Genomic DNA, 24,460 nt, shown 5'->3' with positions numbered 1-24,460 from the left:
AATCGTTTTATCTAAAGCCGCCACCGCCGCTCTGCTGTCTGCTTGAACTGGTGCTTTGGCTGCCCGAGCTATTCCTGAATCCACCGCCGGAAGACTCTGATCTGCTGCCTCCGGAATTTCTGAAACCACTGTTATTCTGGTTTCCCTGGTTGTTCTGATTACTGCTGTTTTGATTTCTGAATCCACTGTTACTGTTGGAGTTTCTGAAACCACTGTTGTTCTGATTTCCCTGATTGTTTTGATAACCACTATTCTGGTTTCTGAATCCGCTGTTGCTGTTAGAGTTTCTATTATTATTGAATCCTCCGTTATTATATGAACCGTTACTGTTCGTTGTACGCGTATTCTGGAATCCGTTTTGAGGTCTTGAAGAAGAAGATGATCTTCTTTCTACATAGACTTTTCTTCTGGAGTTATTATAATTGTCATAATAATAAGGAATGCCATTATCATAGTAATAATTAACGTTGTTTCTGTAATAATAGCCATCATTGCCCCAATATCCTCCGCTTCCGTAGTATCCTGAAGGAGCATAATAATACCCGTTGTTGTAGTAGGGATCACCATATCCGTAACCACTATTGCTTCCGTATCCGTCGGTATATGCTAAACAAGAGGTTAAACTGGTAATAGCAAAAATACTGACTGCTATTTTAAATAAATTTTTCATGACTTTATTGTACTTTTTTTTCTTTAAAACTTTTTTTCCAATTGACGTATCCTAAGATCGCCATTATAGTAAATACCAAATATTGAACCGAAGTGATTCCAAGTCCCTTAAAAATCATCATAGGAATACAAATAAGATCTCCGAGAATCCAGAAAATCCAGCTCTCAATGCGCTGTTTGGCCATCAACCACATTCCTACTAAAAATATGGACGTGGTAAAAATATCCATCCAATTGGCCCAGTCGAGATGATACAATCCCAAATAACCACCTTCTAAATGATCAATATAAGGTTTGCAATAATAAATAAAAGTAACAAATGCCAAACTCAGCACAAAAAGAATACTTGCATGTATCCATTCTTTTCGGGTAGCCCATGTAACTTCTACGTGAACATGATCTTCAGAATTTCTTGCCCATAGAACCCATCCATAAATACTCATGACAGTATAATAGACGTTAATCATACAGTCTCCAAGCAGCCCGGCATTGAAAAGAAGATATACATAGATCAGCGTTGAAATAATGCCGGTAGGATACACCCATATATTTTTCTTTATGGAAAAAAATACGCTCAGTATTCCGAAAATTGCACCTGATGCTTCCAACATAATTTGTAAAGAATCATAGCTTTCATAAGGCTTTACAAAAAGATCATATAAATTCATGCAATCAAAAATAAGCAAAAATATGGACTTTTTAAAATGGATTATATAATGTGTTGTTCAGGTTTTTAAACCTTTAATGTAAAATAAATGAGGAAAGTTTAACGATAAACGTGGGAGTTCCTAAATTTTTTATATTTTCGTAAATCCTTAATAAATAAAAAAACATGTCGAAAATTTGGGTTAAAAAGCCACTAAGTGCCTATGAGGCAGATATGAAGAAAAGTGAGCTGAAAAAAGTCCTTGGAAAATGGAGTTTAACAGCAATTGGAGTAGGTGCTATCATCGGTGGTGGAATCTTTGTTCTTACAGGAACAGGAGCCTATTATCACGCAGGACCAGCACTTGCCATTTCCTTTATCATCGCAGGGATCGCCTGCGTTTTTGCTGCATTATGCTATGCAGAGTTTGCATCCATTATTCCTGTAGAGGGTTCAGCTTATGCTTATGCATATGGAACAGTAGGAGAAATTTTTGCATGGGCCATGGGATGGTGTCTCATCCTCGAGTACGCGATGGCGAGTATGGCCGTCTCCGTGAGTTGGTCCGGTTATTTTAATAAATTTTTGAAGATTTTTAATATTCATTTGCCTGCCTATCTGACATCAGACCCGGCAAGTTATACAGGAGATGGTTTTTCTATGAACCTGCCAGCATTTATTCTGGTTCTTTTAATTACTGCATTATTGGTAAAAGGAACTAAAGAGGCAGCAGGAGCGAATAACCTGATCGTTTTAATGAAAACTTCAGCGGTTATCTTTGTAATTATCGCCGGAGTATATATCATCTTCTCTAATACAGATCTTTATAACGCTGTAGATGGGGTTAAAAACTGGAAGCCTTTTATTCCGGATCCGATAAAGATCAAGAATTCCGAGGGCGATATGGTCTCGGCATATGGTATTAAAGGGATTATTTCCGGAGCAGCAGCTATTTTCTTTGCTTATATCGGTTTTGATGCTGTTTCTACACAGGCTGGAGAAGCTATTAACCCTAAAAAAGATGTACCTTTCGCTATCATCGCTTCACTATTGATCTGTACAGCATTGTATATCTGTGTATCTCTTGTATTGACAGGGATGATGCATTATACAGACTTTAATCCTGAAGGAAGATATCCGGATGCCATCAAAGCGCCTGTTGCGTATGCTTTTGAAATTGCAGGAAAGCACTGGGCGAGTAATATCGTAACGATTGCTGCTACTGTAGGGTTGATTTCTGTTGTAATGGTAATGATGATGGGGCAGTCCAGAATCTTCATCGGTATGGCAAAAGACGGCTTGATTCCTAAATTCTTCGGACAGCTTCACCCAAAAACAAAAACACCTTACAAAGGAATTATCCTGTTGGGAATTGTAGTAGCTTTAATCGCTGCATTTACACCAATTTCTACATTGGCAGATATGACAAGTTTCGGAACCCTGTTTGCATTTACACTGGTTTGTATCGCAGTTTGGGTGATGAGAAAGAAAGAACCTAACCTGATCAGACCTTTCAAAGTTCCTGCTTATAAAATCGTAGTGGCATTAGGAGTAATTATCAACCTATATTTGATCTTTAACCTAAGTGCCCATGCATTGGAACTTTCTGCAGTATGGTTATTCTTAGGAGGTTTGGTATACTTCCTTTACGGAAAATCAAACAGTAAGCTTAATAACCCTGAAAAATATCAGAATCAGGATTAATAATAATATAAACCGCTTCGGCGGTTTTTTTTGTCACAATACTATTTCTATGAAAAAACTTTTTTCCATTGTCCTCCTTTCCGTAGGAATTACCGCGTTTTCCCAGCAGGTGGAAAGCCTTGAAACCATTCTTAACGATAAAATCAGTATCAGGGCTCTTGAACTATATGACAACAAGGTCTGGTACAGCGGTACGGATTCCAAATTCGGGTTTGTAGATCTTAAAAACTATAAAAACCAGAAACAGATCAGGCTATCTGAAGAAAAACTTCAGTTCAGAACACTAGGACAGAATAAAACTTCTTTCTATGCAATCAATATTGAAAGTCCGGCACGTTTTTTCAAAATTGATAAAAAAGATCTGAAATCACAGGTGATTTTTAAAGATACTGCAAAAACAGCGTTTTATGATGCTTTGCATTTTGTGAATGATAAACTTGCCTATACCTTCAGTGACGCAGATAAAGATCACCTGCTGAAACTGGCAGTATATAAGGATGGGAAATGGAACATGTTTAAAAATAATGTAACGTTAAATGATGGCGAAGCTGCTTTTGCCGCCAGCAATACCAATATTTCATCCTCTAAAAAATACTTATGGATTGCGACTGGAGGAAAAGCTTCAAGAATCTTAAGAATGAACCTGAAAGATGATAAAATAGAAGTATTCAACACTCCAATCATACAAGGAGAACCTTCGCAGGGAATGTATTCCATTGATTTTTTTGAAGACCGTTTCGGAATAGCAGCAGGAGGAGATTATACCAAACAGGATGCTAATATCAATAATATCGCAACCACAACTGATGCCGGCGAGACCTGGCAGATTCAGGCTTCAGGGCAGAACGCAGGATATACAACCTGTGTGAAAATTAAACCGGGATCAAAAGGAAAAGAAATCATTGCCGTAGGAGACAAACACATCAGCTATTCTTCAGATTTTGGGAAGACCTGGAAAAAGATTTCTGATGAAAAAGGCTTCTTTGTCTGCCAATGGATTGATAGGAATAATATTGTTCTTGCAGGAAATAGCAAAATTGCCGTCATGAAATTAAAATTTTAAATAGCAGGAATAGAATTTATCACTATTGGCCAAAAGCCTGATCATACGTATTTAGACTCATTATAAAATAGAACCTAATATAATTCATAGGTTAAAATTCATAACTAATGGTTAATTTTGTAAGATGAATTTTAATTATGTTAAATTTCATACCCTTATAAAATTTAATTTTCACAATGAACTCTTTAATAGATAAGTATAATATTCCCGGACCGCGTTACACTTCTTATCCTACCGTTCCGTATTGGGATGAATCAACATTTTCACCGGAAAAATGGAAGGAAACCGTAATCAGGTCTTTTCATGAAAGCAATGCAGAGGAGGGAATTTCTATTTATATCCATTTGCCTTTCTGTGAGGCATTGTGTACATTTTGTGCATGCCATAAGCGTATCACCAAACAGCACAGTGTTGAAGTTCCTTATCTTGAAAGTGTTTTAAAAGAATGGAAATTATATCTTGATCTTTTCACTGAAAGACCTAAACTGAAAGAATTGCACCTTGGAGGAGGAACACCCACGTTCTTCTCACCTGAAAATTTAAGAACATTGCTGGAAGGTATCTTTTCATCAGTGGATATTGCAGAGCATCCTGAATTTTCTTTCGAGGGACATCCAAACAATACGACGAAGGAACATCTTCAGACTTTATACGACCTTGGTTTCAGAAGAGTGAGCTTTGGAGTTCAGGATTACGATCCTAAAGTTCAGAAAGCCATCAACAGAATCCAGCCTTTTGAAAATGTGAAAAACGTTACGGAATGGGCGAAGGAAATAGGGTACAGAGGAATCAGCCATGATCTGGTTTTCGGATTGCCACACCAGAATTGGGAAGCAATGGAACATACCATCAGAAAAACAATGGAACTGAAGCCGGACAGACTTGCATTTTATTCTTACGCACACGTTCCATGGGTGAAAGGTGTCGGACAAAGAGGATTTGATGAAAATGACCTCCCAAGTGGAGAAGAGAAGCGTCGTTTGTATGAAGATGGTAAAAAGCTGCTTCAGGATTTAGGATATATTGAGGTTGGGATGGATCACTTCTCTCTTGAGCATGATGATCTGTATCAGTCTCTTATTCATAAAAAACTTCACAGAAATTTCATGGGATATACATCAAGCAAAACCCAGCTGATGGTAGGACTTGGGATGTCTGCTATTTCAGATTCATGGTATGCTTTTGCCCAGAATGTAAAAACAGTTGAGGAATACCAGAAAATGGTTGAAGAAGGTGAAATTCCTGTTGTAAAAGGACATGTTCTGAGCGAAGAGGATCTTACAGTAAGAAGACATATTCTGAATCTGATGTGCCAGCTTGAAACCACTTTTGATATCAACAACTCTTTCCCTGAGCTTGAAAATGCACTGGAAATGCTGAAAGAAATGGAAAATGACGGTTTGGTTGAGATCAATGGAACTGAAGTTAAAATTACAGAAGCCGGAAGAGCATTCACAAGGAACGTTGCCATGGTTTTTGACCTGAGAATGATGAGAAATAAACCTGAAACCAGGATTTTCTCTATGACAATATAAGCAAAAGCGGTTCAGTTCTGAACCGCTTTTTTATTGACCTATGGCTTATTTTGAACTTGTTTAAACTTTTTTGAAACATTAAGATTGTAGTAAAGTGTTTAGAGTATTAAGATGAGCTTCGCTTTAAGCTTAAAAATCAGAATGATTTATTTTAACTTAACGATGCTTTACTCGTTAAATCCTTCTTAATGGTTTAAGAAATATCCAATGTTTTTTGCTTAGTGAAATGCCTTTGCGATCCTTTTTCACAGAATGTGAAAACCTTAGCGTTTCGTCTGCGCTTAAAACCGGCTATTACTATTTGATAATCAATTTCTGACTATATGATTTCAGTTCCCCGGATTTCAGATTAATATAATACACTCCGGCAGGAATCCCTGAAATATTAATTCCTTTGCCATTAATAATCTGATCCGTTTCCATCACTTTTCTTCCGTCTGCACTGATGATTTCCAGGGTTGCTTTTTTATCTTTCACCCCATCAATGAAAACTTCTTTGGAAGCCGGATTAGGATAAACTTTTATATTTCCAAAAGCATTATTTTCCTGGGTTCCCAAAGTACCAGCGGTTATTTTAAAAATCTTTCCACTGTTTACGGCAGCTACGTACAATCCTTTTTGGTAGTCTTCTCCGAAAGTGGAAAAGTTATTTCCGGAATAAGGAGTTGTCCATGTGATGGCATTATTGCTATCCAGAATTCCGATCTGGGTAGAACAGTAATCTGCAAAAAAATATTTTCCCTGAAGTGAAGGATACTGCGTTCCTCTGTAGACATAACCACCCGTGATGGAACATTTGCCACCGGAATGGTCGTATACGGCAACAGGGAAGGTCATGGTGGACTGTGCAGCGCATCCTGCAGGGTTGTATGTATTATTACCTTCATAGCAGCGCCAGCCGTAGTTTAAGCCACCCTGGGTAATAGGCATTTTATTGATTTCCTCTATTGCTCCCTGTCCGACATCAGCAATCATGGCGTTTCCAGTTGTAAGATCAAACGAAAACTTCCAGGCGTTTCTGAGTCCGTAAGCCCAGATCTCGTCTGCACCATCCACTCCGGCTCCTGCAAAAGGATTGTCAGGAGGAATGTTATAGGGGCCTGTAGCATCTACATCTATTCTCAACATTTTCCCTAATAAAACATTTTTATTTTGGGCATTATTATTCGGGTCACCACCACTTCCTCCGTCTCCGGTGATAATCCAGAGTTTTCCGTCAGGAGCAAAATGAATACTTCCTCCATTGTGGTTGTCGAATGGCTTGGGAATGTTCAGCAGAATTTTTTCAGAAGCAGGATCTGCTACGTTTGGGTCTGTAGAACTCACACTGTATCTTGCAACAATAATATTCCCCGAAGGGTTGTTGTAGTACACAAAAAAATACCCGTTAGCAGAGTATTGAGGATGAAATGCAAGACCAAGAAGGCCTCTTTCGCCGCCAAAAATGATCTTTGTTCCGATATTGAGGAAATTGGTAGCGTTAATTGTCCCATTGGGTTGAATAATTTTAATGATACCGTTCTGTTGAACCACAAAAAGACGGCTGTCATTGGCATTCGTAATCTCTACAGGACTCGTAAGTCCTGTGGCAAATTCTTCCAAATTAATGCTTTGAGAATTGACAATTAAGGAAGAAAAAACACTGATGCAAAAAAGTAATTTTTTCATAATATTTTGAGAGTTAGTGTGTTGGAAAAGTAAATGAAAATTTTATACCAATCGATTTTGAAGACTTCATTATGATCGTATGAAAAAATTGTTAAATCTTAAATAGAAATCACCACACCAATATATCTGGAAATAAACCATTTCTGTTGTTAAAAATTCATAAAATACAAGAAAATCATTATATTTGCCGACTTAATTTAACGTAGTTATAACAAAATGCAAGGAAAAGGACTTATTACAATTGTCGCTATTGTACTAGGGTTGATTTGCTTAAACGAGCTATTACCAACATGGTACGCCAGCAAAATTGAAAAGCAGGCGACTGCTTTTGCAGGAGACAATCCGGAGAAGTATCAGAAAGAAATCGCAAGACTTTCTAAGGATACTTTGAACTTAGGATTCACAAAACTTTATTACACTAAAGCCAAAGACAAGGAAATGAAACTTGGTCTTGACCTGAAAGGAGGGATCAACGTTCTTTTGGAAATTAACCAAAGAGATCTTGTGAATGATTTAACTAATTATTCTACAAATCCTGTTCTTATTGAGGCTTTAAACAAAACTGATGAAGCACAGAAGAATTCTACTAAACCTTACATCGACAACTTCTTCGAGCAGTTCGATGTAATTAATAAAGCTAAAGGTACCAACCTGAAGTTGGCTGATCCGGAAATTTTCGGAAATACAACGCTTACTGAAGTGAAGTACAACACGCCTGATGATCAGGTAAAAAGCATTGTTAAAAGAAAAATCGATGCATCTGTAGGAACTGCTTTCGAGGTAATCAGAACGAGAATTGACAAGCTTGGAGCGATCCAGCCAAACGTTCAGAGAGTACCTGGTACTGCGAGAATTTCTGTAGAAATGCCTGGTATGAAGGACATCGATAAAGTGAAGAAAATGCTTCAGACTTCTGCAAAACTTCAGTTCTGGGAAGTACAGCAGGTTCCTGAAATTGCGCCTTATTTCCAGACTTTGACAACTATGGTTGCTGCAAAAGGAGATTCTATGGGAGTTGCAAAGAATGTGAACTTCATGAGCCTTTTACAGCTTGACAAATTAAGAACGAATGGTGTTGCCAACGTAAAATTATCCGATACTGCTGTTGTAAACAAAATCTTAAACAGCAAAGTAGGTCAGTCTTTACGTCCGGCTAACATTAAATATACACAGTTCATGTGGGGTTACAAGCCTGAAGCTACCGATACTGAAAGTTTAGTATTGTATGCGATCAGAGGTAACATCAACCAAAAAGCTCCGGTAGACGGTGCTGTTGAAACTGCAAACATCGGCTACGATGAACTAAGCAGAGTAGTGGTAGATATGCAGATGGACTCTAAAGGAGCTAAAGAATGGAAAACATTAACCGAGAAAAACGTTGGAAAACCAGTTGCTGTAACTCTTGATAACAGAGTATACACAGCTCCTAACGTTGTTAATGCTATCCCTAACGGTAGAACCCAGATCTCTGGTAACTTCTCTCAGGAAGAGGCTAAAGAACTGGTAGACGTGTTAGGTGCCGGTAAATTGCCTGCAGGTGCAAAAGTAGTTCAGGCTACCGTTGTAGGTCCATCTTTAGGACAAGAGGCTATTGATTCTGGTTTAATGTCGTTTATCATTGCATTTGCTATTATCATTGTTTATATCATTTTCTACTACGGTGGAGCTGGTGTATACGCGGTAATTGCGATGGTGATCAACTTATTCTATATTTTCGGTATTATGGATTCGGGTGACTTTACCCTTACGCTTCCAGGTATCGCGGGTATCGTTCTTACCATGGCAGTAGCGGTGGATACGAACGTTATCATTTATGAAAGAACTAAAGAAGAATTATTCGCCGGGAAAAGTATTCTTGAAGCTTACAAAGATGGTTTCAAACATGCATTAAACGCGATTATTGACGGTCACACTACGACTTTCCTAACGGCAGTTGTATTGTTCTTCTTCGGAACAGGGCCTATTAAAGGTTTTGCATTGACGTTAATGATCGGTATCTTAATGACATTATTCACGTCTGTATTGCTTTCAAGAGTAATGATCTTCTCAAGATTAAATAAAGGAAAAGGACTTTCTGTATGGACTCCGGCAACGAAGAACCTGTTCAGAAATACCTGGATCGATTTCATCGGAAAGAGAAAATATGCTTACATCGTTTCTGCTGTTCTTACAGTTGTATGTATTATTTCTATCGCAACACACGGTTTCAAATACGGTATCGACTTTACCGGTGGTAGAAACTATGTCGTTAGATTTGATAAAGATGTAAAAGCTGAAGATGTTGAAGAAAAATTAGTAGCATTATTCAAAACTGAAGACGGTAAGAACTCTTCTGTAGAAGCTAAAACTTTCGGAAACAACAAACAATTAAAGATCTCTACAGATTACCTTATCGAAGATGAATCTTTAAAAGCTGACCAGATTATCGAACAGAAATTATTTGAAGGTTTAAAATCAAACTTACCGGCAGGAACGACATTGAAAGATTTCAAATCTGCTGATAAAGACCACGCAGGAATCATTTCTTCTGAGAAAGTAGGACCTTCTGTTGCTGATGATATCCAGACTCACGGTATCTATGCGGTATTAGCTGCATTAGCAATGATCTTCATCTATATTCTTGTAAGATTTAGAAAATGGCAGTTCTCTCTTGGAGCAGTTGCTGCTCTATTCCACGATGCGGTAATTATTTTAGGAGCATATTCATTGCTTCACAAATATATGCCGTTCAACATGGAGATCAATCAGGACTTCATTGCTGCGATTCTTACTGTGTTAGGATATTCAATTAACGATACGGTAATTATCTTCGACAGAATCAGAGAATACCTGAGAGAGAAAAAATCATTAACACTAGCTGGTCTGTTTGATGACTCTATTTCAAGTACGTTGGGTAGAACATTCAACACTTCATTCACTACGATTTTGGTGATCCTTGCGATCTTCATATTCGGAGGTGATAACTTAAGAGGATTCATGTTTGCGATGCTAATCGGTATTGGATTTGGTACTTATTCATCCATCTTTGTGGCGTCTGCAATTGCTTATGACTTCCTTAAGACTGGGAAAGAAGAAGAGGTACATGGAAAATCTACTTCTGCTAAAGAAGAACTCGCTTCTAAGTAATACAAACTACAATAAATTAGTAAGGGCCGTTTCGAAAGAAACGGCCTTTTTTTAATGAAAGCACAAATAGTGGTCAGCTGTTCGTGCTCGTATTGCTTTACTTTTTTTAGTATACATATTAACTATTGATAATTTAGAATCATTATTTTTCAGATTTGATTAATTTTGCACCATCATGGAAAATTCAAAGAAAAAAGCAGCTATAGGCTTCATATTTATTACTTTACTGATCGATATTACGGGATGGGGAATCATCATTCCTGTTGTTCCCAAATTAATAGAGGAACTTATTCACGCAGATATCAGTGAGGCAGCAAAATATGGTGGCTGGCTTGGATTTGCCTATGCATTTACGCAATTTATATTCTCTCCGTTAGTCGGAAATCTTAGTGACAAATACGGAAGAAGACCCATCATTCTGATTTCTCTTTTCGGATTTGCAATCGATTATATTTTCCTTGCGCTGGCTCCAACGATCTGGTGGCTGTTTTTAGGAAGAATCATTGCAGGGATCACAGGAGCAAGTGTCACTACGGCCAGTGCTTATATTGCCGATATTTCCACTGATGAAGACCGTGCCAAGAATTTTGGACTGATAGGGGCAGCCTTTGGTCTTGGATTTATCATTGGGCCTGTTCTGGGCGGAGTTCTCGGGCATTATGGAGCAAGAGTTCCTTTCTATGCTGCTGCAGGTCTGTGCTTACTTAATTTCCTTTACGGTTATTTTATCCTTCCCGAAAGTCTTGATAAAGATAAAAGAAGAGAATTCGACTGGAAACGTGCCAACCCTATTGGTTCATTTAAGTTTTTAGGCAAGCACCCTGAAATTTCAGGTTTGATTGTTTCGTTGATATTGATCTATATTGCAGGCCATGCGGTACAGAGTAACTGGAGCTTCTTTACGATGTATAAATTCAGCTGGACAGAAAGAATGGTTGGGATTTCATTAGGTGTAGTAGGTTTATTGGTAGGCCTTGTACAGGGTGGCCTTATCCGATATACAACTCCAAGGCTGGGAGAACAAAAAAGTATTTATTACGGATTGGCTTTCTATGCAATAGGAATGCTATTGTTTGCCTTTGCTTCAGAAGGCTGGATGATGTTTGTGTTTCTGGTGCCTTACTGCCTGGGAGGAATCTGTGGGCCGGCTTTACAATCGGTTATCACGAAAAGTGTTCCTTCTAATGAACAGGGAGAACTTCAGGGAGCATTAACGAGTTTAATGAGTGCTACATCCATTATCGGACCTCCGATGATGACGAACTTGTTTTACTATTTCACGCATGATGAAGCACCGTTCAAATTTTCCGGTGCACCTTTCTTTTTAGCCTTTATTTTAATGGCAGTCAGTGTCGTGATTACGTATTCTGCTTTTCAGAAAAAAAATAAAAATTTAGTTGATGTAACCTCGGAAAAGGATTTTCATAAGTCATAGGTCTATTGATGAGCTATAATTGATTTTCGGGTTATCTTTCAATAATTTTACAAGTATTTTTTATTTATTTTGAAACAAAAAACCAAATTATGAATACATCAGATCTGGAAAAGTATTTGGAACGGATTCATTTCTCCGGAACTCCGGAATTGAGCATGGAAACATTAAAAAGGATCCATCAGCTCCATCCGAAACATATACCCTTTGAGAATATTGACCCTTATACAGGGAAGGTTCCTTCTTTAAAGTTAAATGATGTTTTCAGAAAACTGGTGATCGAATCCAGAGGCGGATATTGCTATGAACAAAACCTGCTTTTAAGTGAAGTTTTGAAAACATTAGGTTTCAATGTAAAGCTTCAGCTTGGAAGGGTAGTGTGGGGAAGAGAGGAAGACAGTATTGCGGCACAGACTCATCTCTTGCTTATTGTGGATTTTGATGGTGATCAATATATAGTGGATTGCGGATTTGGAACAGCTACGCTTACTTCACCCATACTTTTAAATAAAGAAGATCAGCAGCAAACACCCAACGGAATATTTAAAGTTTCCCACAAGGAGGAAACCTATACACTCTGGATGTGGAAAGAGCAATGGCTTCCGGTGTACCGGTTTATTCCTGAGCATGTAGAACCAATTGATCTTGATATTTCCAACTGGTATCTGTCTACCCATCCGGATTCCCATTTTAAAAACAGACTGATTCTTTCAAAAGTAGATGAAAATGCCCGCTATACCTATACGGATCATGTACTGAATATACGCTCCGGCGATGGTGAAAAAGAAGCTGTAGCGATAGAAAATGATGTACAGCTTTATGAAATACTGATGAATACTTTCGGCCTTAAAGAAAATGCAATAGAAGCACTAAAGTCAAAAGTCAGAATCTGGTAAGACTTATAAAATATAATAAACGGGAAGCTCAGTGAGCTTCCCGTTTTGATTAAAATCTGATTTTTATGAAAATAACTATGGATAAAGGGATTTTGTCCCGTTACTTACAATATTGCTGCCTAATCCGGAGAATGATACAGAGAAATTAGTGGAGTTAAAGCTTAAAGAACCTGTTGGTGTACAAAGCCCCAGTGCATAGCGACATTGCCCGTAAGCTCCTGTCTTTTTGGTTATTTTACTTTCGCTTTTTGCTTTCCCTAAGCTTATATAGCCCCAATCACTTACATCTGCATTGGAAACGGTGGATCCTGAATAGTAAATGGTAATCTTATATCCGGCTTCACCTCGTTTAGAACCCCAAAGCCAATTGGCTGTCCACCACTGTTTATACCATGTAGAAGCTACTTTTGAAGCTTCTCTGTCAGATGTTTCTGAATTTCCTCGGGTATCCATCATCACAAGTCCTCCGAAGATATTGTCCCAGATAATCCCTGAATCTCCATAAAAACATAAGGTGGTAAATTTTCCGTTTTTGCCGTTCCATGTTACTTCCATAACCTGGGTGCCCGCTTTTACTTCTCCGGTGATGGCTTCTTTTAATCCTTGTTGGGCGATTGTTAAATCCTCACCATGATATAAATCTCCAATTTTTCCGATTTTTACAGAGGATGGATCCAAAATATTTCCGGAAGCAATGAACTGATCTTTATCCGTAATCAGTTTTTTAGACAGTTCTACCCCTTGTTGGGTTGAAATTTTTCCCAATACAGCCACTCCCACAATCTGTAAATCATTTTTTAAATACGTTTCAAGATTTTTGGTGGATTCATTCAGTTGAAGCTGTACTGCTTCAGGAATAAGTTGAGAAGACGAAGGAGTAATTTCTTTTTTCAGCTCATCGATGGTTGTCTTAGCCTGAACAGCTTCCTGTTGGTTCATTTCATTGTTTTCATTCTGGCAGCTGTAGAGTGCCATTACCGATAATACGGCGAAAACTTTAAAAGTAGTCACTAGTTTTTTCATAATGAATATTGATTTGGTTGTGTATTATAAATATACATAATTATTACTTAATTCTCTATGTTTTGAATTAAATATTTGTTAATTAATAAGTGGAGGTTGCAGATGTTAGGTATCTAAGTTTGAGAGTGGAAGAGTCTGAGGGTTCAGGTTCTAAGTTCAAGTTTGTGGGTAAACAGGAATAAAAAGAACCAGCAACTCGCCCCTTGTAACAACACCAAAAACTCGCTACCAAGCAACCTGCACCAAATAATAGCGAAACCCGCAACCCGTCTACAAAACATTAAACCTTGAACCTTGAACCTTGAACCTTGAACCTTGAACCTTGAACCTTGAATCCTGAACTTCATTATAAAATCTTAAAATTTGTTTAAATTTTTAGTTTACAGTCCATAAATGCAATAATCTTTCGTAATTTTACGCCATGGAATTAAGCATTGGAGAAATGGCACTCATTGCCATTGCAATCGTTGTATTATTCGGTCCGGATAAGCTGCCCCAGATTGCGCGTGACTTAGGTGCAGGCGTTAGAAAGATGCGTGGAGCAGTGGAAGATATTAAAACTGAAATTATGAAAGAAACAGATAACCCTGTTTCTGAAATCAAACGTGAGATTGAGAAGGTAAAAGATGCTGCAAAGGATTTCAATCCGATGAATGATATTCAAAAAAATATTCTGACGGAACCTTCTTCTTCTGTTGCTTCCAATGAGCCTCCAAAACCGAAGCCTGCAGATGATGAGACTTATGAAGGACCTGTAAGCAGATAATCATGGAGGAAATCATTCAGGAAGATAAGAAGGTATTTCTTTACCTTAATAATTTGGGGGATTCATCTTTTGATCAGTTTTGGATGCTGATTTCAAGTACCTGGATCTGGGTACCTCTCTATATTATATTTCTTTATTTTTTATACAAAAACCATCAACTAAGATCATTAGTTTTTATCCTTATATTTCTGGCCATCGGTGCGACGGTTTCTGATCAGCTGGCCAGTGTTTTCAAATATGGTGTAGCAAGGTTGAGACCCTGTCATGACCCTACACTGGAACATCATATGAGAATCGTGAAATGCGGTGGGCAATATGGTTTTTATTCTGCTCATGCTTCCAATACATTCTTTTTGGCATCCTTTTTAAGTATTTTATTAAAAAATAAGCTTAAATGGTTTCCATATGCTATATTTGTATGGGCTCTGGTGGTTTCCTACAGCCGGATATATTTAGGAGTGCATTTCCCGATAGATATTTTGGTGGGGGCGTTTGTTGGATCTTTATTGGGAGTGATATTTGGTGCACTCGCCAAAAAAGTGATCAACAAACAAACTATAAACTCATGAAAAAAACTTTACTGGTAGTAACTTCCCTCTGTTTATCCCTTAATTTCTATACCCAGAATAAAAAACTGGCTGAAGAATGTTTCCAAAAAGCTGATTATAAATGTGCAGAAGAACAGTATTTAAAACTGGCAGAAAAAGAACAGATCCAAAAATTTCAATCTGAATATTACAATTACCTCGGAACAGCTCAGAGAAGACTTGGAAAAACGACTCAGGCTTTTAAGTCTTATGATTCTGCTTTAAAAGCAAACCCTATGTCTATTTCTGTATATGTGAATCTGTCATCGCTTTACAGCCAGAAAGGAAACAAAGTAAAGGCATTGGAATATGTAGAGAAAGGACTCAAAGTAAATCCTGAAACAGCTGATTTGTATCTTACCCGTTCCAAAATATACGACAACCAGGGAAAAAAAGACCTTGCCATCAAAGACCTTAATCAGATTCTCACTTTTGCTCCGGATAACATTTTTGCAAAAACAGGGCTTGCCAATCTGAAAAAAAATAGTGGTGACCTGGATGGAGCGTTGAAAGATTATAATCAACTTCTTGCTGAAAAACCGGAATCATTACTTTATAACGGAAGATCAGACGTATATTTTAAAATGAAAAAATATAAGGAAGCGCTGGCAGATGCTAATAAAGCAATTTCCATAGATCCGAAATTTGCCCAGTCTTATGTAAGCAAAGCCATGATTCTGATGGACACTTCCAAACTTAAGGAAGCCTGTGAAAACCTGGATAAAGCAGTGGCTTTAGGCTATGAAAAAGCCATCCTCAGTGATTCTTATGCTAAATGTGTAAAGAAATAAATTTAAAAAAATACTCTGCCAAATCATTAAATAAATCCACACTAAAACAAATAAAGAGATAGAAAGAGATGTTAAATATTGTTCTTGTAGAGCCCGAAATACCCAATAATACAGGAAATATCGGAAGATTGTGTGTAGGAACTGAAAGCAGATTACACCTTGTTCATCCGTTTGGATTTGTAATTAATGATAAAAACCTGAAGCGTTCCGGATTGGACTATTGGGTGCATCTGGATGTTTCTGAATATGCAGATGTGGATGAATGGATCAGTACAATCCCTGACAGATCAAGGGTTTTTCTAATGAGCTCCCATGCCGAAAAATCATATCTTGAAACTGATTTTCAGGACGGAGACTGGCTGGTTTTCGGAAAGGAGAGTGTAGGATTGAGTAAAGAGGTTCTGGACCGTTTTGAAAATCATCTGACCATTCCTATGTCAAAACTCATCAGGAGCTTTAATATTGCCAATTCCGTTGCTTTTGTGGTGGGTGAAGCCAAGAGGCAGATCAGTCTGAAATAAAAAAGAGGTTGTTTCAGAAATGTCATTCTGAACACAGACTGAAAGTCTGCGAACGTAGTTCAGAAATGTAATAAAGAATCTCATGTTTCAGTTTGTCAATGAGATTCTTCCTTCGTCAGAAATCGAAGATTCGACGTAGTCAATGACAAAAAACAATTATTTGACTTTTGAGATAATACCTTTTGTTTTAATCGTTATGATAAGGTTTGCCCTGCAAAATCTGGTCAGCGCGGTAAAGCTGTTCTACAATAAACAGACGGATCATCTGATGGGTAAAAGTCATTTTGGATAAAGACATTTTTTCATTGGCTCTGCTGTAGATTTCTTCGGCGAAGCCATAAGCGCCTCCGATCAGAATATGTACTTTCTTGACAGAAGAATTCATCCAGGTGTCAATTTTCTGTGAAAACTCGCGGCTGGTAAACTGTTTTCCTTTTTCATCAAGAATTACCACCAGATCGTTTTTGTCAATATGGTTTAAGAATAATTTGGCTTCTTCCTTTTTAAGAAGGTCTGGGGATAGGTTTTTGGCATTTTTCACATCCGGAATTTCTGTAATTTCAAAATTCCAGTGTTTGGGTAAACGGTTGAGATAATAATTGATTAAAGAGGTAATTTCCTTATCATCTGTTTTTCCGATACAAAGTAAGCTGATTCGCATTGTAAGAAGTTTCAGAGGGCAAAGATAGGGTTTCCCGGTTAATTTGTTGCCGGTTTTTGGGTTGCAGTTTCGGGATTCAAGGTTATTTGTTTCGGGTTTCGGGATTCGAGTTGTAGGTTATATTAGTTGCGGGTTATCATGAACCTTTGACTCTCAACGTTAAACTCTCAAATTCTCCCACTCTCAAATCCCTAATCCCTAAAACCTGCCACCTGCTACCTAATATCTGCCACCTATCTTTTCCCCATTTAATTTAATTCCCCTACCTTTGTATAAAGACAAACAGATCGATGAGTGTAAAGGTTCCTAAATTTATTTTAAAGATTCAAGATTTTTTTGACAGCATCCATATTCCTGTTTTGGGAATATCACTTTGGCAGATGTTTCAGATTTATATCTCCGGGATTTTTAAAGGCAAAATAGGGAGAAAAGCGGCTGCTATTTCGTGGAGTTTTACCATAAGTCTGTTTCCGTTTATTCTGTTTTTGCTTTCTGTACTGCCTCATATGCCGCTGTATGATGAGCTTCAGTTCTATATTTTTGATGTGCTGATGCATAATGTTTTTCCATCCAACATGGAAGGAGATGTAAAAGGATACATTGTAAGCAATATCATACCAAATATGAAAGGAATCAGTAACCTGACCATTCTTCTGGCTCTTGTTTTTGCAACGAACGGTACATTTTCCCTGATCAACGGATTTAATGAAAATACAGATGAAAAATTAAGTGACGTAAAAGAGTTTATTCTTTCGTTTTTTATCACGATAGGCTTTATTACCATCGTTTTTTTAACACTGTTTGGAGTGTATTACGCAGAGGTTGTAATGAAGCTTTTTACGCCGGCTTATGATGTAACGTGGCTTGTAGACAACCTTTCCAAAATTATCGGGTTTGTTTCTTTTCCGCTTTTTTATTTTATACTTCTGACCTTATTTTACTGGTTGGGTACCGTGAAGATTACAAGGTTCCGACAAGCGGTTCCGGGAGCTATTCTGACTACAGTATTATTTGTGGTTACAACGTATATTTTTGCGATTTATGTAAAGGATATCGCCCGGTATAATGTTCTTTACGGATCCATTGGCAGTATGATTCTACTGATGGTTTGGGTAAATGTAAATGTATATCTCCTTTTATTCGGAAATGAGCTGAATATGGCGATCCGAAAACTCAGAATAGAAAAGCTGCTGTCTGATGAGATTAAGAAAGAAGCCTCAGAATATCATGCACAGATTACTGAACCGGACTTTGATAGTGATGAGGAACACAAAAGAAAATTGGAGAACCGGAAGGAAGATTAATTCTCTTCCAGTTCAGGGTTTTCTTTTGAACTTAGACTAAGTATGATAAATCCGGCAATGGCGGCGATAAAGGACGCAATCAGAATTGCAAACTTCGCTTCATCCTGAATCGGAATTTCTTCTTTGAAAGAAAGCAATGCAATAAAAATAGACATAGTAAACCCGATTCCGGCCAGCAATCCTACACCAATCATCTGAAGCCAGTTGCTGTTTTGAGGCAGTGAACTGAGCTTTAATTTAATAGCAATCAATGAAAACAGATTGATCCCAATCAGTTTACCCAATACCAATCCACAGATAATTCCCAATCCTAATGTGCTTGTAACTCCTGCCACCATTTCACTGGAAAAAGTGATATTGGTATTCGTTAAAGCAAATATCGGCATGATCAGAAAACTTACCGGAATATGAAGCTGATGCTCCAGTTTTTCCAGAGGTGAAATTTCTACATTCGAAGCATTGGTAGGAATGGAGAACGCCAGCAAAACACCTGCTATGGTTGCATGAATTCCGGAATGATGAAGGAAATACCATAAAAACAGTCCCGGGATGATGTACAATATTGTTTTAGTTACTTTTAAAAAGTTTAAAATAAAAAGTAAGGCTGTTACCCCAAAAGATAGCAGGAGATAGCTCCAGTGAATTTGCTCTGTATAGAAAATAGCAATCACGAGGATCGCTCCCAGATCATCTACAATAGCTAATGCCGCTAAAAATATCTTAATAGAGTTGGGAATTTTTTTACCCAACATCGAAATGATAGCCAGAGAAAAGGCAATATCGGTTGCCATAGGAATTCCCCAGCCATTGCTGTATTCCGTTCCTGTATTGAAAATGCTGTAGATAACAGCGGGAATAAGCATTCCGCCTACGGCTGCAAAAATAGGAAGGGAGGCATTTTTAAAAGAAGAAAGCTCACCTTCTACCAATTCCCGTTTTATTTCAAGGCCAACCAGAAGGAAGAAAACTGCCATTAATCCGTCATTGATCCAGATGCTGACAGGATATTCCAACCCAAAAAGATGAGTGCCCACTTCCTGGTCTAAAAAATGCTGAAAGTTTTCTGCAGCAGACGAATTGGCAATAAGCAATGAAATAAGCACACAGAAAATAAGAATAATTCCTGAGGACTGACTGTTGTTGAAAAATTTTTTAAAATAAAGAGATAAATTCATGTTTACGATTGTACCCGTCTCACTCTGGAAACACCATTAATATTTTTAAGTTTTCTAAAGGTCTCTTCTAACTGACCTTTATTTTTGACTTCGAGGTTGATATTTCCCGTGAAAACACCATTGTTGGATTCAATAGACATACTTTTCATATCCATCCCCATACTTCCGCTGATGACAGTGGTGATATCATTAATCATCCCCATTCTGTCCAGCCCTTCAATTTCAATTTTTACTCTGTTTTTGAAGCTTTCCGCATTCACCCACTTGGCAGGAATAACACGGTAATCATACTGAGCTCTCAGATTGATGGCATTCGGGCAGTTGTCACTATGCACTTTGATTCCGTCTGAAATCGTGATGAATCCGAAGATTTTGTCTCCCGGAATTACGGTACAGCATTTTGCATACGTGTAGTTAAGTTTCTCTTCGTCCTTCCCAAACACAATCATATCAAGGTTTTCCTCTTTCGGATCGTCAAAATGCAGATTTTTGTTGGGCGATTTTCTGAATCTTGAAAGTAAGTTGTTGAATACGTTTTTACTTTCTATATATTTTCTCAGGCTGCTTACATCCAGTTCATTACTTTGGAATTTAAGGAAGAGCTCCTGAGATGATTTTAAATTAAAGAACTTTTGCAGTTTATTAATTTCTTCATCATTAAAATTGATTTTGGCATGACGAAGTTTTCTCTGCAGAATTTCTTTTCCTTCTTCCACCAATTGGTTTTTCTGAGAGTTCAGATAACTTTTAATCTTGGATTTGGCCTTAGATGTCACAACAAATTCCAGCCAGTCCGATTTAGGTTTCTGGTTCTGAGAAGACAGGATGTCTACCTGATCTCCGTTTTGAAGGATGTAGGAAATAGGAACCAGTTTTCCATTGATCTTGGCACCTAAGCATTTCATTCCCAGATCGGAGTGAACAGAGAAGGCAAAATCCAGAGCGGTAGCATTAGTCGGAAGGATTTTAATTTCTCCTTTTGGCGTAAAGACAAATACTTCTTTGGAATATAAGTTAAGCTTAATGTTATCCAGAAGCTCCGAGGTGGAAAGATTCTGCTGCTGTTCCAGTACTTCACGGATCTCAGTTACCCATTTTTCAAAATTTCTGTCATCAGAACTCTGTTTGTAACCTTCTTTGTATTTATAGTGTGCAGCAACCCCTTTCTCAGCAATTTCATCCATTCTTTCGGAACGGATCTGTACTTCAATCCACTTTTTATCAGGACCTAAAACCGTTAAATGTAAACTTTCGTATCCTGTAGAGCGGGGCTGGGTAATCCAGTCACGCATTCTGGATGGGTTACTGTGGTATACATCCGTAACAATAGAGTAAATTTTCCAGGCCAGGAATTTTTCATTTTTCGCATCCGATTTATAAATAATTCTGATGGCGTAGTTGTCAAAAACCTCTTCAAAGGAAACTCCCTGTTTCAGCATTTTTCTGTAGATGGAAGAAATAGCTTTCGCGCGGCCTTTGATTTTAAAATTTAAGCCTTCTTCATGAAGTCTTTCGGATACTTCCTTCTTAAATTCTTCAATATACCTTTCACGGCTTTCCTTGGCCAGTTCCAATTTCTCCGTGATCTCGTTATAGACTTCCGGATTATTATACTTTAAAGAAAGATCTTCAAGCTCAGATTTGATATTATACAATCCAAGACGGTGAGCCATGGGAGCATAGATATACACTGTTTCCGAAGCAATTTTTTTCTGCTTATCCGGAGCCATGCTTTCCAGAGTCCTCATATTATGGAGACGGTCTGCAATTTTAATCAGAATCACTCTGAAATCCTCAGATAATGTCAGTAAGAGTTTTCTGTAGTTTTCAGACTGCACAGAGATATTCTGGTGGTTCATGATGGAAATTTTCGTCAGTCCATTCACGATATTGGCAATCTTCTCACCAAAGATTTTTTTCAGATCTTCGTAGGTATAATCAGAATCTTCAATCACATCGTGCAGAAGTGCACAGGCAATAGAAGTAGCACCCAGACCAATCTCTGTTGCTACAATTTTAGCAACAGCAATAGGGTGGTAGATGTAAGGTTCTCCGGATTTTCTCCTTTGATCCTTGTGAGCATCCAGCGCGATATCGAATGCCTTTCGGATGAGCTTGTTATTTTCCTCATCCAATGTTCTGTATGTATTAGAGATCAGGTCCTTATATCTGGCAAGGATCTCTTTATTCTCTTGTTCTAAATCGTAGCTCATTTGTGCACATGCCTATAATTAGACGAAAATACGAAATTTTTTACTTTTTTCAAATATAAAAGATCCGCAGTATAACACTACGGATCTCCGGCTATTAGATTTTATATCGATTAGAATTTCACTTCAGAATTCATACCGTCACTTGACGTTTTGATTTTAATATCAGGGCTGCTGTGGATTTCTGCTCTGTTTCTTGCATCAATATATTTTTTGATGGTATCATAATTGGTTTCATTGATCTTCATGTTTTCAAATAAATAGGATTTCAATGCAGCATTCTGAATAAATGCATTACGTGCAAGATCAATCTGATTAAGGTCATTTACGGTAACACTTGCCAGAAATTGAGAATTACCGGAACCATCAGTAAGGTATACAATATAATCTGAGTTTTCAAATCCTGAATTTTCCAGATCACTTTCCAGTTTTTTGTAGTCGCTGTGATGACCAAATACTCCAGCTAATATATGTGACATAGTTAATTGGTTTTAAGTTCCCATTAAAGTTACTAATAATTTTCTGATTATCATTGCATTTAAGGCAATATAATTTGTTAATTAACATTCTGTTTTTAATAGAAAAAGATAATATTTAAAAATAATTATTGAACGGGTGTTTAATTTTAACAATTGGATAATAGACAATAGCATCGGATGATGATGTATTTAAATTCCTTTATTTACTGTACTATAATAAAAAGCCCCGAAATAAATTCCGGGGCTTCCATTGGTTAAATAATGATTAATTAAATTCTTTCGTTTTTAATTTCTTCTACAATTTCAGGATTTAAAAGCGTACTGATATCTCCAAAATTACTGAAGTCACCTTCGGCAATTTTTCTTAGAATTCTACGCATGATCTTTCCGGAACGGGTTTTCGGAAGCCCGGAAACAAACTGTATCTTATCCAGTTTCGCAATGGGTCCGATCTGATCCGAAATTAACTGATTGATCTCCTTTTTAAGATTTTCCTTATCACGTCCTTCTCCGGTTTCTTTAAGCATTACATAGCCATACAGCGCATTTCCTTTGATGTCATGAGGGTAACCTACAATGGCGGATTCTGCAACAGCCGGATGCTGGTTGATGCTGTCTTCAATAGGAGCTGTCCCAAGATTATGCCCTGAAACGATAATTACATCATCTACACGCCCGGTAATTCTGTAATAGCCCACTTCATCTCTCAAAGCTCCGTCTCCTGTAAAATATTTTCCAGGGAAAGCTGTAAAATAAGTTTCTTTATATCTTTGGTGGTCTCCCCAGATGGTTCTTGCGATTCCCGGCCATGGAAAACGGATACAAAGATTTCCTGTCACCTGATTTCCTGTGATTTCATTGCGCTTATCATCCATCAGAACGGGTTGTACACCTGGAAGTGGAAGAGTAGCATAAGTAGGCTTTGTAGGCGTCACAAAAGGAAGAGGTGAAATCATAATTCCTCCGGTTTCCGTTTGCCACCATGTATCTACAATCGGACATTTTTTCTTTCCCACATGATCGTTGAACCAGTGCCATGCTTCATCGTTGATGGGCTCACCTACAGAACCAATGACTTTCAGAGAACTCAGATCATGCTTATCCACCCATTCAGCACTTTCTTTTGCTAAGGAACGGATCGCAGTAGGTGCCGTATAAAACTGAGTGATCTTGTGTTTTTCAATCACTTCCCAGAAACGGTCCGGTTCCGGATAAGTAGGAACGCCTTCAAAGATCACTGTAGTAGCACCATTCAGCAGCGGCCCGTAAAGAATATAGGAGTGTCCTGTGATCCATCCGATATCTGCCGTACACCAGTAAATGTCATTTTCTTTATAGTTGAATACATTTTTAAAAGTATATGCGGTGTACACCATATACCCGGCGCAGGTGTGCAGCATTCCTTTAGGTTTTCCTGTAGATCCGGAAGTATAAAGAATGAAAAGAGGATCTTCAGAATCCATAATGACAGTAACAAAATCAGGAGAAGCTTTTTCATACAGATCGGCCATCCAGTAATCTCTTCCTTCTTGCATTTTAATTTCGTTGTGGGTTCTTTTTACCACAAGAACTTTTTCCACGGTCGGCGTTTTTTCCAGCGCATCATCTACAATGCTTTTCAGATCCAGAACTTTATTACCTCTGTAGCTTCCGTCCGATGTGATAACCATTTTGGCTTCACAGTCATTGACCCTTGAAGCCACTGCTGAAGCTGAGAATCCTGCAAAAATAACAGAATGAACAGCTCCCAGTTTTGCACAGGCAAGCATCGTAACAGCCAGTTCAGGAATCATAGGAAGATAAATACAGACCCTGTCTCCTTTTTCAATACCCATATCGCGCAAAACATTGGCCGTTTTATTCACCCGGGTGTATAATTCGCTGTAAGAAATATACTGTGCTTCTTCCTTAGGATCGTTGGGTTCCCAGATGATTGCTGTTTTTTCTCCTCTGATGGTAAGATGTCTGTCGAGACAGTTTTTGGTAATATTGAGTTTCGCATTTTTAAACCAGGTGATCTTCGCTTCATTCATGTCGTACTTAACAACCTTGCTCCATCTCTGATACCACACGAAGTTTTGATCTGCAACTTTATCCCAGAATTTTTTAGGATTTTTGATAGACTTCTTATAGTCTTCAAAATATTGTGGTAAATCTTCTATTAAGTAATTTCTCATATCCCTATCGTTTTTTGAAATTTGAAT

20 protein-coding genes are annotated in these 24,460 nt (G+C 37.9%); 11 read left to right on the top strand and 9 right to left on the bottom strand.

What is annotated here, in order from left to right:
- Positions 1-7 precede the first annotated feature (7 nt).
- Positions 8-670, bottom strand: a complete 663-nt coding sequence (locus tag JNG87_RS10205) for a hypothetical protein (protein ID WP_202843880.1) — start codon at positions 668-670, stop codon at positions 8-10.
- Positions 671-674: 4 nt separating this feature from the next.
- Positions 675-1,337, bottom strand: coding sequence for a nicotinamide riboside transporter PnuC (gene pnuC, locus JNG87_RS10200; RefSeq protein WP_062670753.1), 663 nt, complete (start codon positions 1,335-1,337; stop codon positions 675-677).
- A gap of 164 nt (positions 1,338-1,501) precedes the next feature.
- Here pnuC and JNG87_RS10195 point away from each other — a divergent pair, with 164 nt between their 5' ends.
- The 3 genes from JNG87_RS10195 (at position 1,502) to hemN (ending at position 5,617) form a co-directional block, all read left to right on the top strand.
- A complete protein-coding gene (locus JNG87_RS10195; RefSeq protein WP_110011136.1) occupies positions 1,502-3,019 on the top strand; it encodes an amino acid permease in 1,518 nt (505 codons plus the stop codon).
- Between the two features lie 49 nt (positions 3,020-3,068).
- Positions 3,069-4,082: a WD40/YVTN/BNR-like repeat-containing protein gene (locus JNG87_RS10190; protein WP_202843878.1), complete on the top strand. Its 1,014-nt coding sequence runs from the start codon at positions 3,069-3,071 to the stop codon at positions 4,080-4,082.
- Between the two features lie 176 nt (positions 4,083-4,258).
- Positions 4,259-5,617 (top strand): oxygen-independent coproporphyrinogen III oxidase, encoded by a 1,359-nt coding sequence (gene hemN, locus JNG87_RS10185; protein ID WP_202843877.1) that lies wholly within the window; start codon positions 4,259-4,261, stop codon positions 5,615-5,617.
- A gap of 297 nt (positions 5,618-5,914) precedes the next feature.
- Here the strand turns inward: hemN and JNG87_RS10180 are convergent, their stop codons facing one another.
- A complete protein-coding gene (locus JNG87_RS10180) occupies positions 5,915-7,285 on the bottom strand; it encodes a PQQ-dependent sugar dehydrogenase (RefSeq protein WP_202843872.1) in 1,371 nt (456 codons plus the stop codon).
- Between the two features lie 216 nt (positions 7,286-7,501).
- Between JNG87_RS10180 and secD the strand changes: the two genes are divergently transcribed.
- From secD to JNG87_RS10165, 3 genes are all read left to right on the top strand, one after another.
- A complete protein-coding gene (gene secD / locus JNG87_RS10175; RefSeq protein ID WP_202843870.1) occupies positions 7,502-10,411 on the top strand; it encodes a protein translocase subunit SecD in 2,910 nt (969 codons plus the stop codon).
- Between the two features lie 175 nt (positions 10,412-10,586).
- On the top strand, positions 10,587-11,846 hold the full coding sequence (locus tag JNG87_RS10170; protein WP_202843868.1) for a TCR/Tet family MFS transporter: 1,260 nt from the start codon (positions 10,587-10,589) through the stop codon (positions 11,844-11,846).
- A gap of 89 nt (positions 11,847-11,935) precedes the next feature.
- Positions 11,936-12,739 carry an arylamine N-acetyltransferase family protein gene (locus tag JNG87_RS10165; RefSeq protein WP_202843866.1) on the top strand — a complete coding sequence of 268 codons (804 nt, stop codon included), beginning with the start codon at positions 11,936-11,938 and terminating at the stop codon, positions 12,737-12,739.
- Between the two features lie 75 nt (positions 12,740-12,814).
- On the opposite strand, the gene JNG87_RS10160 is transcribed toward JNG87_RS10165, so the two are convergent.
- Complete coding sequence (locus JNG87_RS10160) at positions 12,815-13,762, bottom strand: hypothetical protein (RefSeq protein WP_062670738.1); 948 nt, start codon at positions 13,760-13,762, stop codon at positions 12,815-12,817.
- Between the two features lie 421 nt (positions 13,763-14,183).
- Here JNG87_RS10160 and JNG87_RS10155 point away from each other — a divergent pair, with 421 nt between their 5' ends.
- The 4 genes from JNG87_RS10155 (at position 14,184) to JNG87_RS10140 (ending at position 16,427) form a co-directional block, all read left to right on the top strand.
- On the top strand, positions 14,184-14,528 hold the full coding sequence (locus JNG87_RS10155) for a twin-arginine translocase TatA/TatE family subunit (RefSeq protein WP_202843864.1): 345 nt from the start codon (positions 14,184-14,186) through the stop codon (positions 14,526-14,528).
- 2 nt (positions 14,529-14,530) lie between these two features.
- On the top strand, positions 14,531-15,097 hold the full coding sequence (locus tag JNG87_RS10150) for a phosphatase PAP2 family protein (protein WP_110011127.1): 567 nt from the start codon (positions 14,531-14,533) through the stop codon (positions 15,095-15,097).
- Positions 15,094-15,906 carry a tetratricopeptide repeat protein gene (locus tag JNG87_RS10145; RefSeq protein WP_202843861.1) on the top strand — a complete coding sequence of 271 codons (813 nt, stop codon included), beginning with the start codon at positions 15,094-15,096 and terminating at the stop codon, positions 15,904-15,906. The genes JNG87_RS10150 and JNG87_RS10145 overlap by 4 nt, the downstream gene beginning before the upstream one ends.
- Before the next feature lie 68 nt (positions 15,907-15,974).
- On the top strand, positions 15,975-16,427 hold the full coding sequence (locus JNG87_RS10140; RefSeq protein ID WP_202843859.1) for a tRNA (cytidine(34)-2'-O)-methyltransferase: 453 nt from the start codon (positions 15,975-15,977) through the stop codon (positions 16,425-16,427).
- A gap of 187 nt (positions 16,428-16,614) precedes the next feature.
- Here the strand turns inward: JNG87_RS10140 and JNG87_RS10135 are convergent, their stop codons facing one another.
- Entirely contained in the window at positions 16,615-17,088 is a 474-nt protein-coding gene (locus tag JNG87_RS10135; protein ID WP_110011124.1) for a 23S rRNA (pseudouridine(1915)-N(3))-methyltransferase RlmH, read from the bottom strand.
- Positions 17,089-17,378: 290 nt separating this feature from the next.
- On the opposite strand from JNG87_RS10135, the gene JNG87_RS10130 reads away from it, so the two are divergent.
- Complete coding sequence (locus JNG87_RS10130; protein ID WP_202843857.1) at positions 17,379-18,392, top strand: YihY/virulence factor BrkB family protein; 1,014 nt, start codon at positions 17,379-17,381, stop codon at positions 18,390-18,392.
- Here JNG87_RS10130 and nhaA read toward each other — a convergent pair.
- The 4 genes from nhaA to acs all read right to left on the bottom strand — a co-directional run bounded on the left by nhaA (position 18,389) and on the right by acs (position 24,433).
- Positions 18,389-19,567 (bottom strand): Na+/H+ antiporter NhaA, encoded by a 1,179-nt coding sequence (nhaA, locus tag JNG87_RS10125; protein ID WP_202843856.1) that lies wholly within the window; start codon positions 19,565-19,567, stop codon positions 18,389-18,391. The two genes, JNG87_RS10130 and nhaA, sit on opposite strands and share 4 nt — an antisense overlap.
- 2 nt (positions 19,568-19,569) lie before the next feature.
- Entirely contained in the window at positions 19,570-21,780 is a 2,211-nt protein-coding gene (locus tag JNG87_RS10120) for a RelA/SpoT family protein (RefSeq protein ID WP_202843854.1), read from the bottom strand.
- A gap of 110 nt (positions 21,781-21,890) precedes the next feature.
- On the bottom strand, positions 21,891-22,256 hold the full coding sequence (locus JNG87_RS10115; RefSeq protein WP_110011120.1) for a hypothetical protein: 366 nt from the start codon (positions 22,254-22,256) through the stop codon (positions 21,891-21,893).
- A 269-nt stretch (positions 22,257-22,525) separates the two neighbouring features.
- The gene (gene acs / locus JNG87_RS10110) at positions 22,526-24,433 is read right to left on the bottom strand and encodes an acetate--CoA ligase (RefSeq protein ID WP_202843852.1); all 1,908 of its coding nucleotides are present in this window, start codon (positions 24,431-24,433) and stop codon (positions 22,526-22,528) included.
- Between the last annotated feature and the right edge of the window lie 27 nt (positions 24,434-24,460).

This window comes from Chryseobacterium cucumeris (assembly GCF_016775705.1).
Classification (GTDB): Bacteria; Bacteroidota; Bacteroidia; order Flavobacteriales; family Weeksellaceae; genus Chryseobacterium; species Chryseobacterium cupriresistens.
Note: the sequence above shows the minus strand (reverse complement) of the source record. Positions and strands in the feature narration are given on the sequence as shown.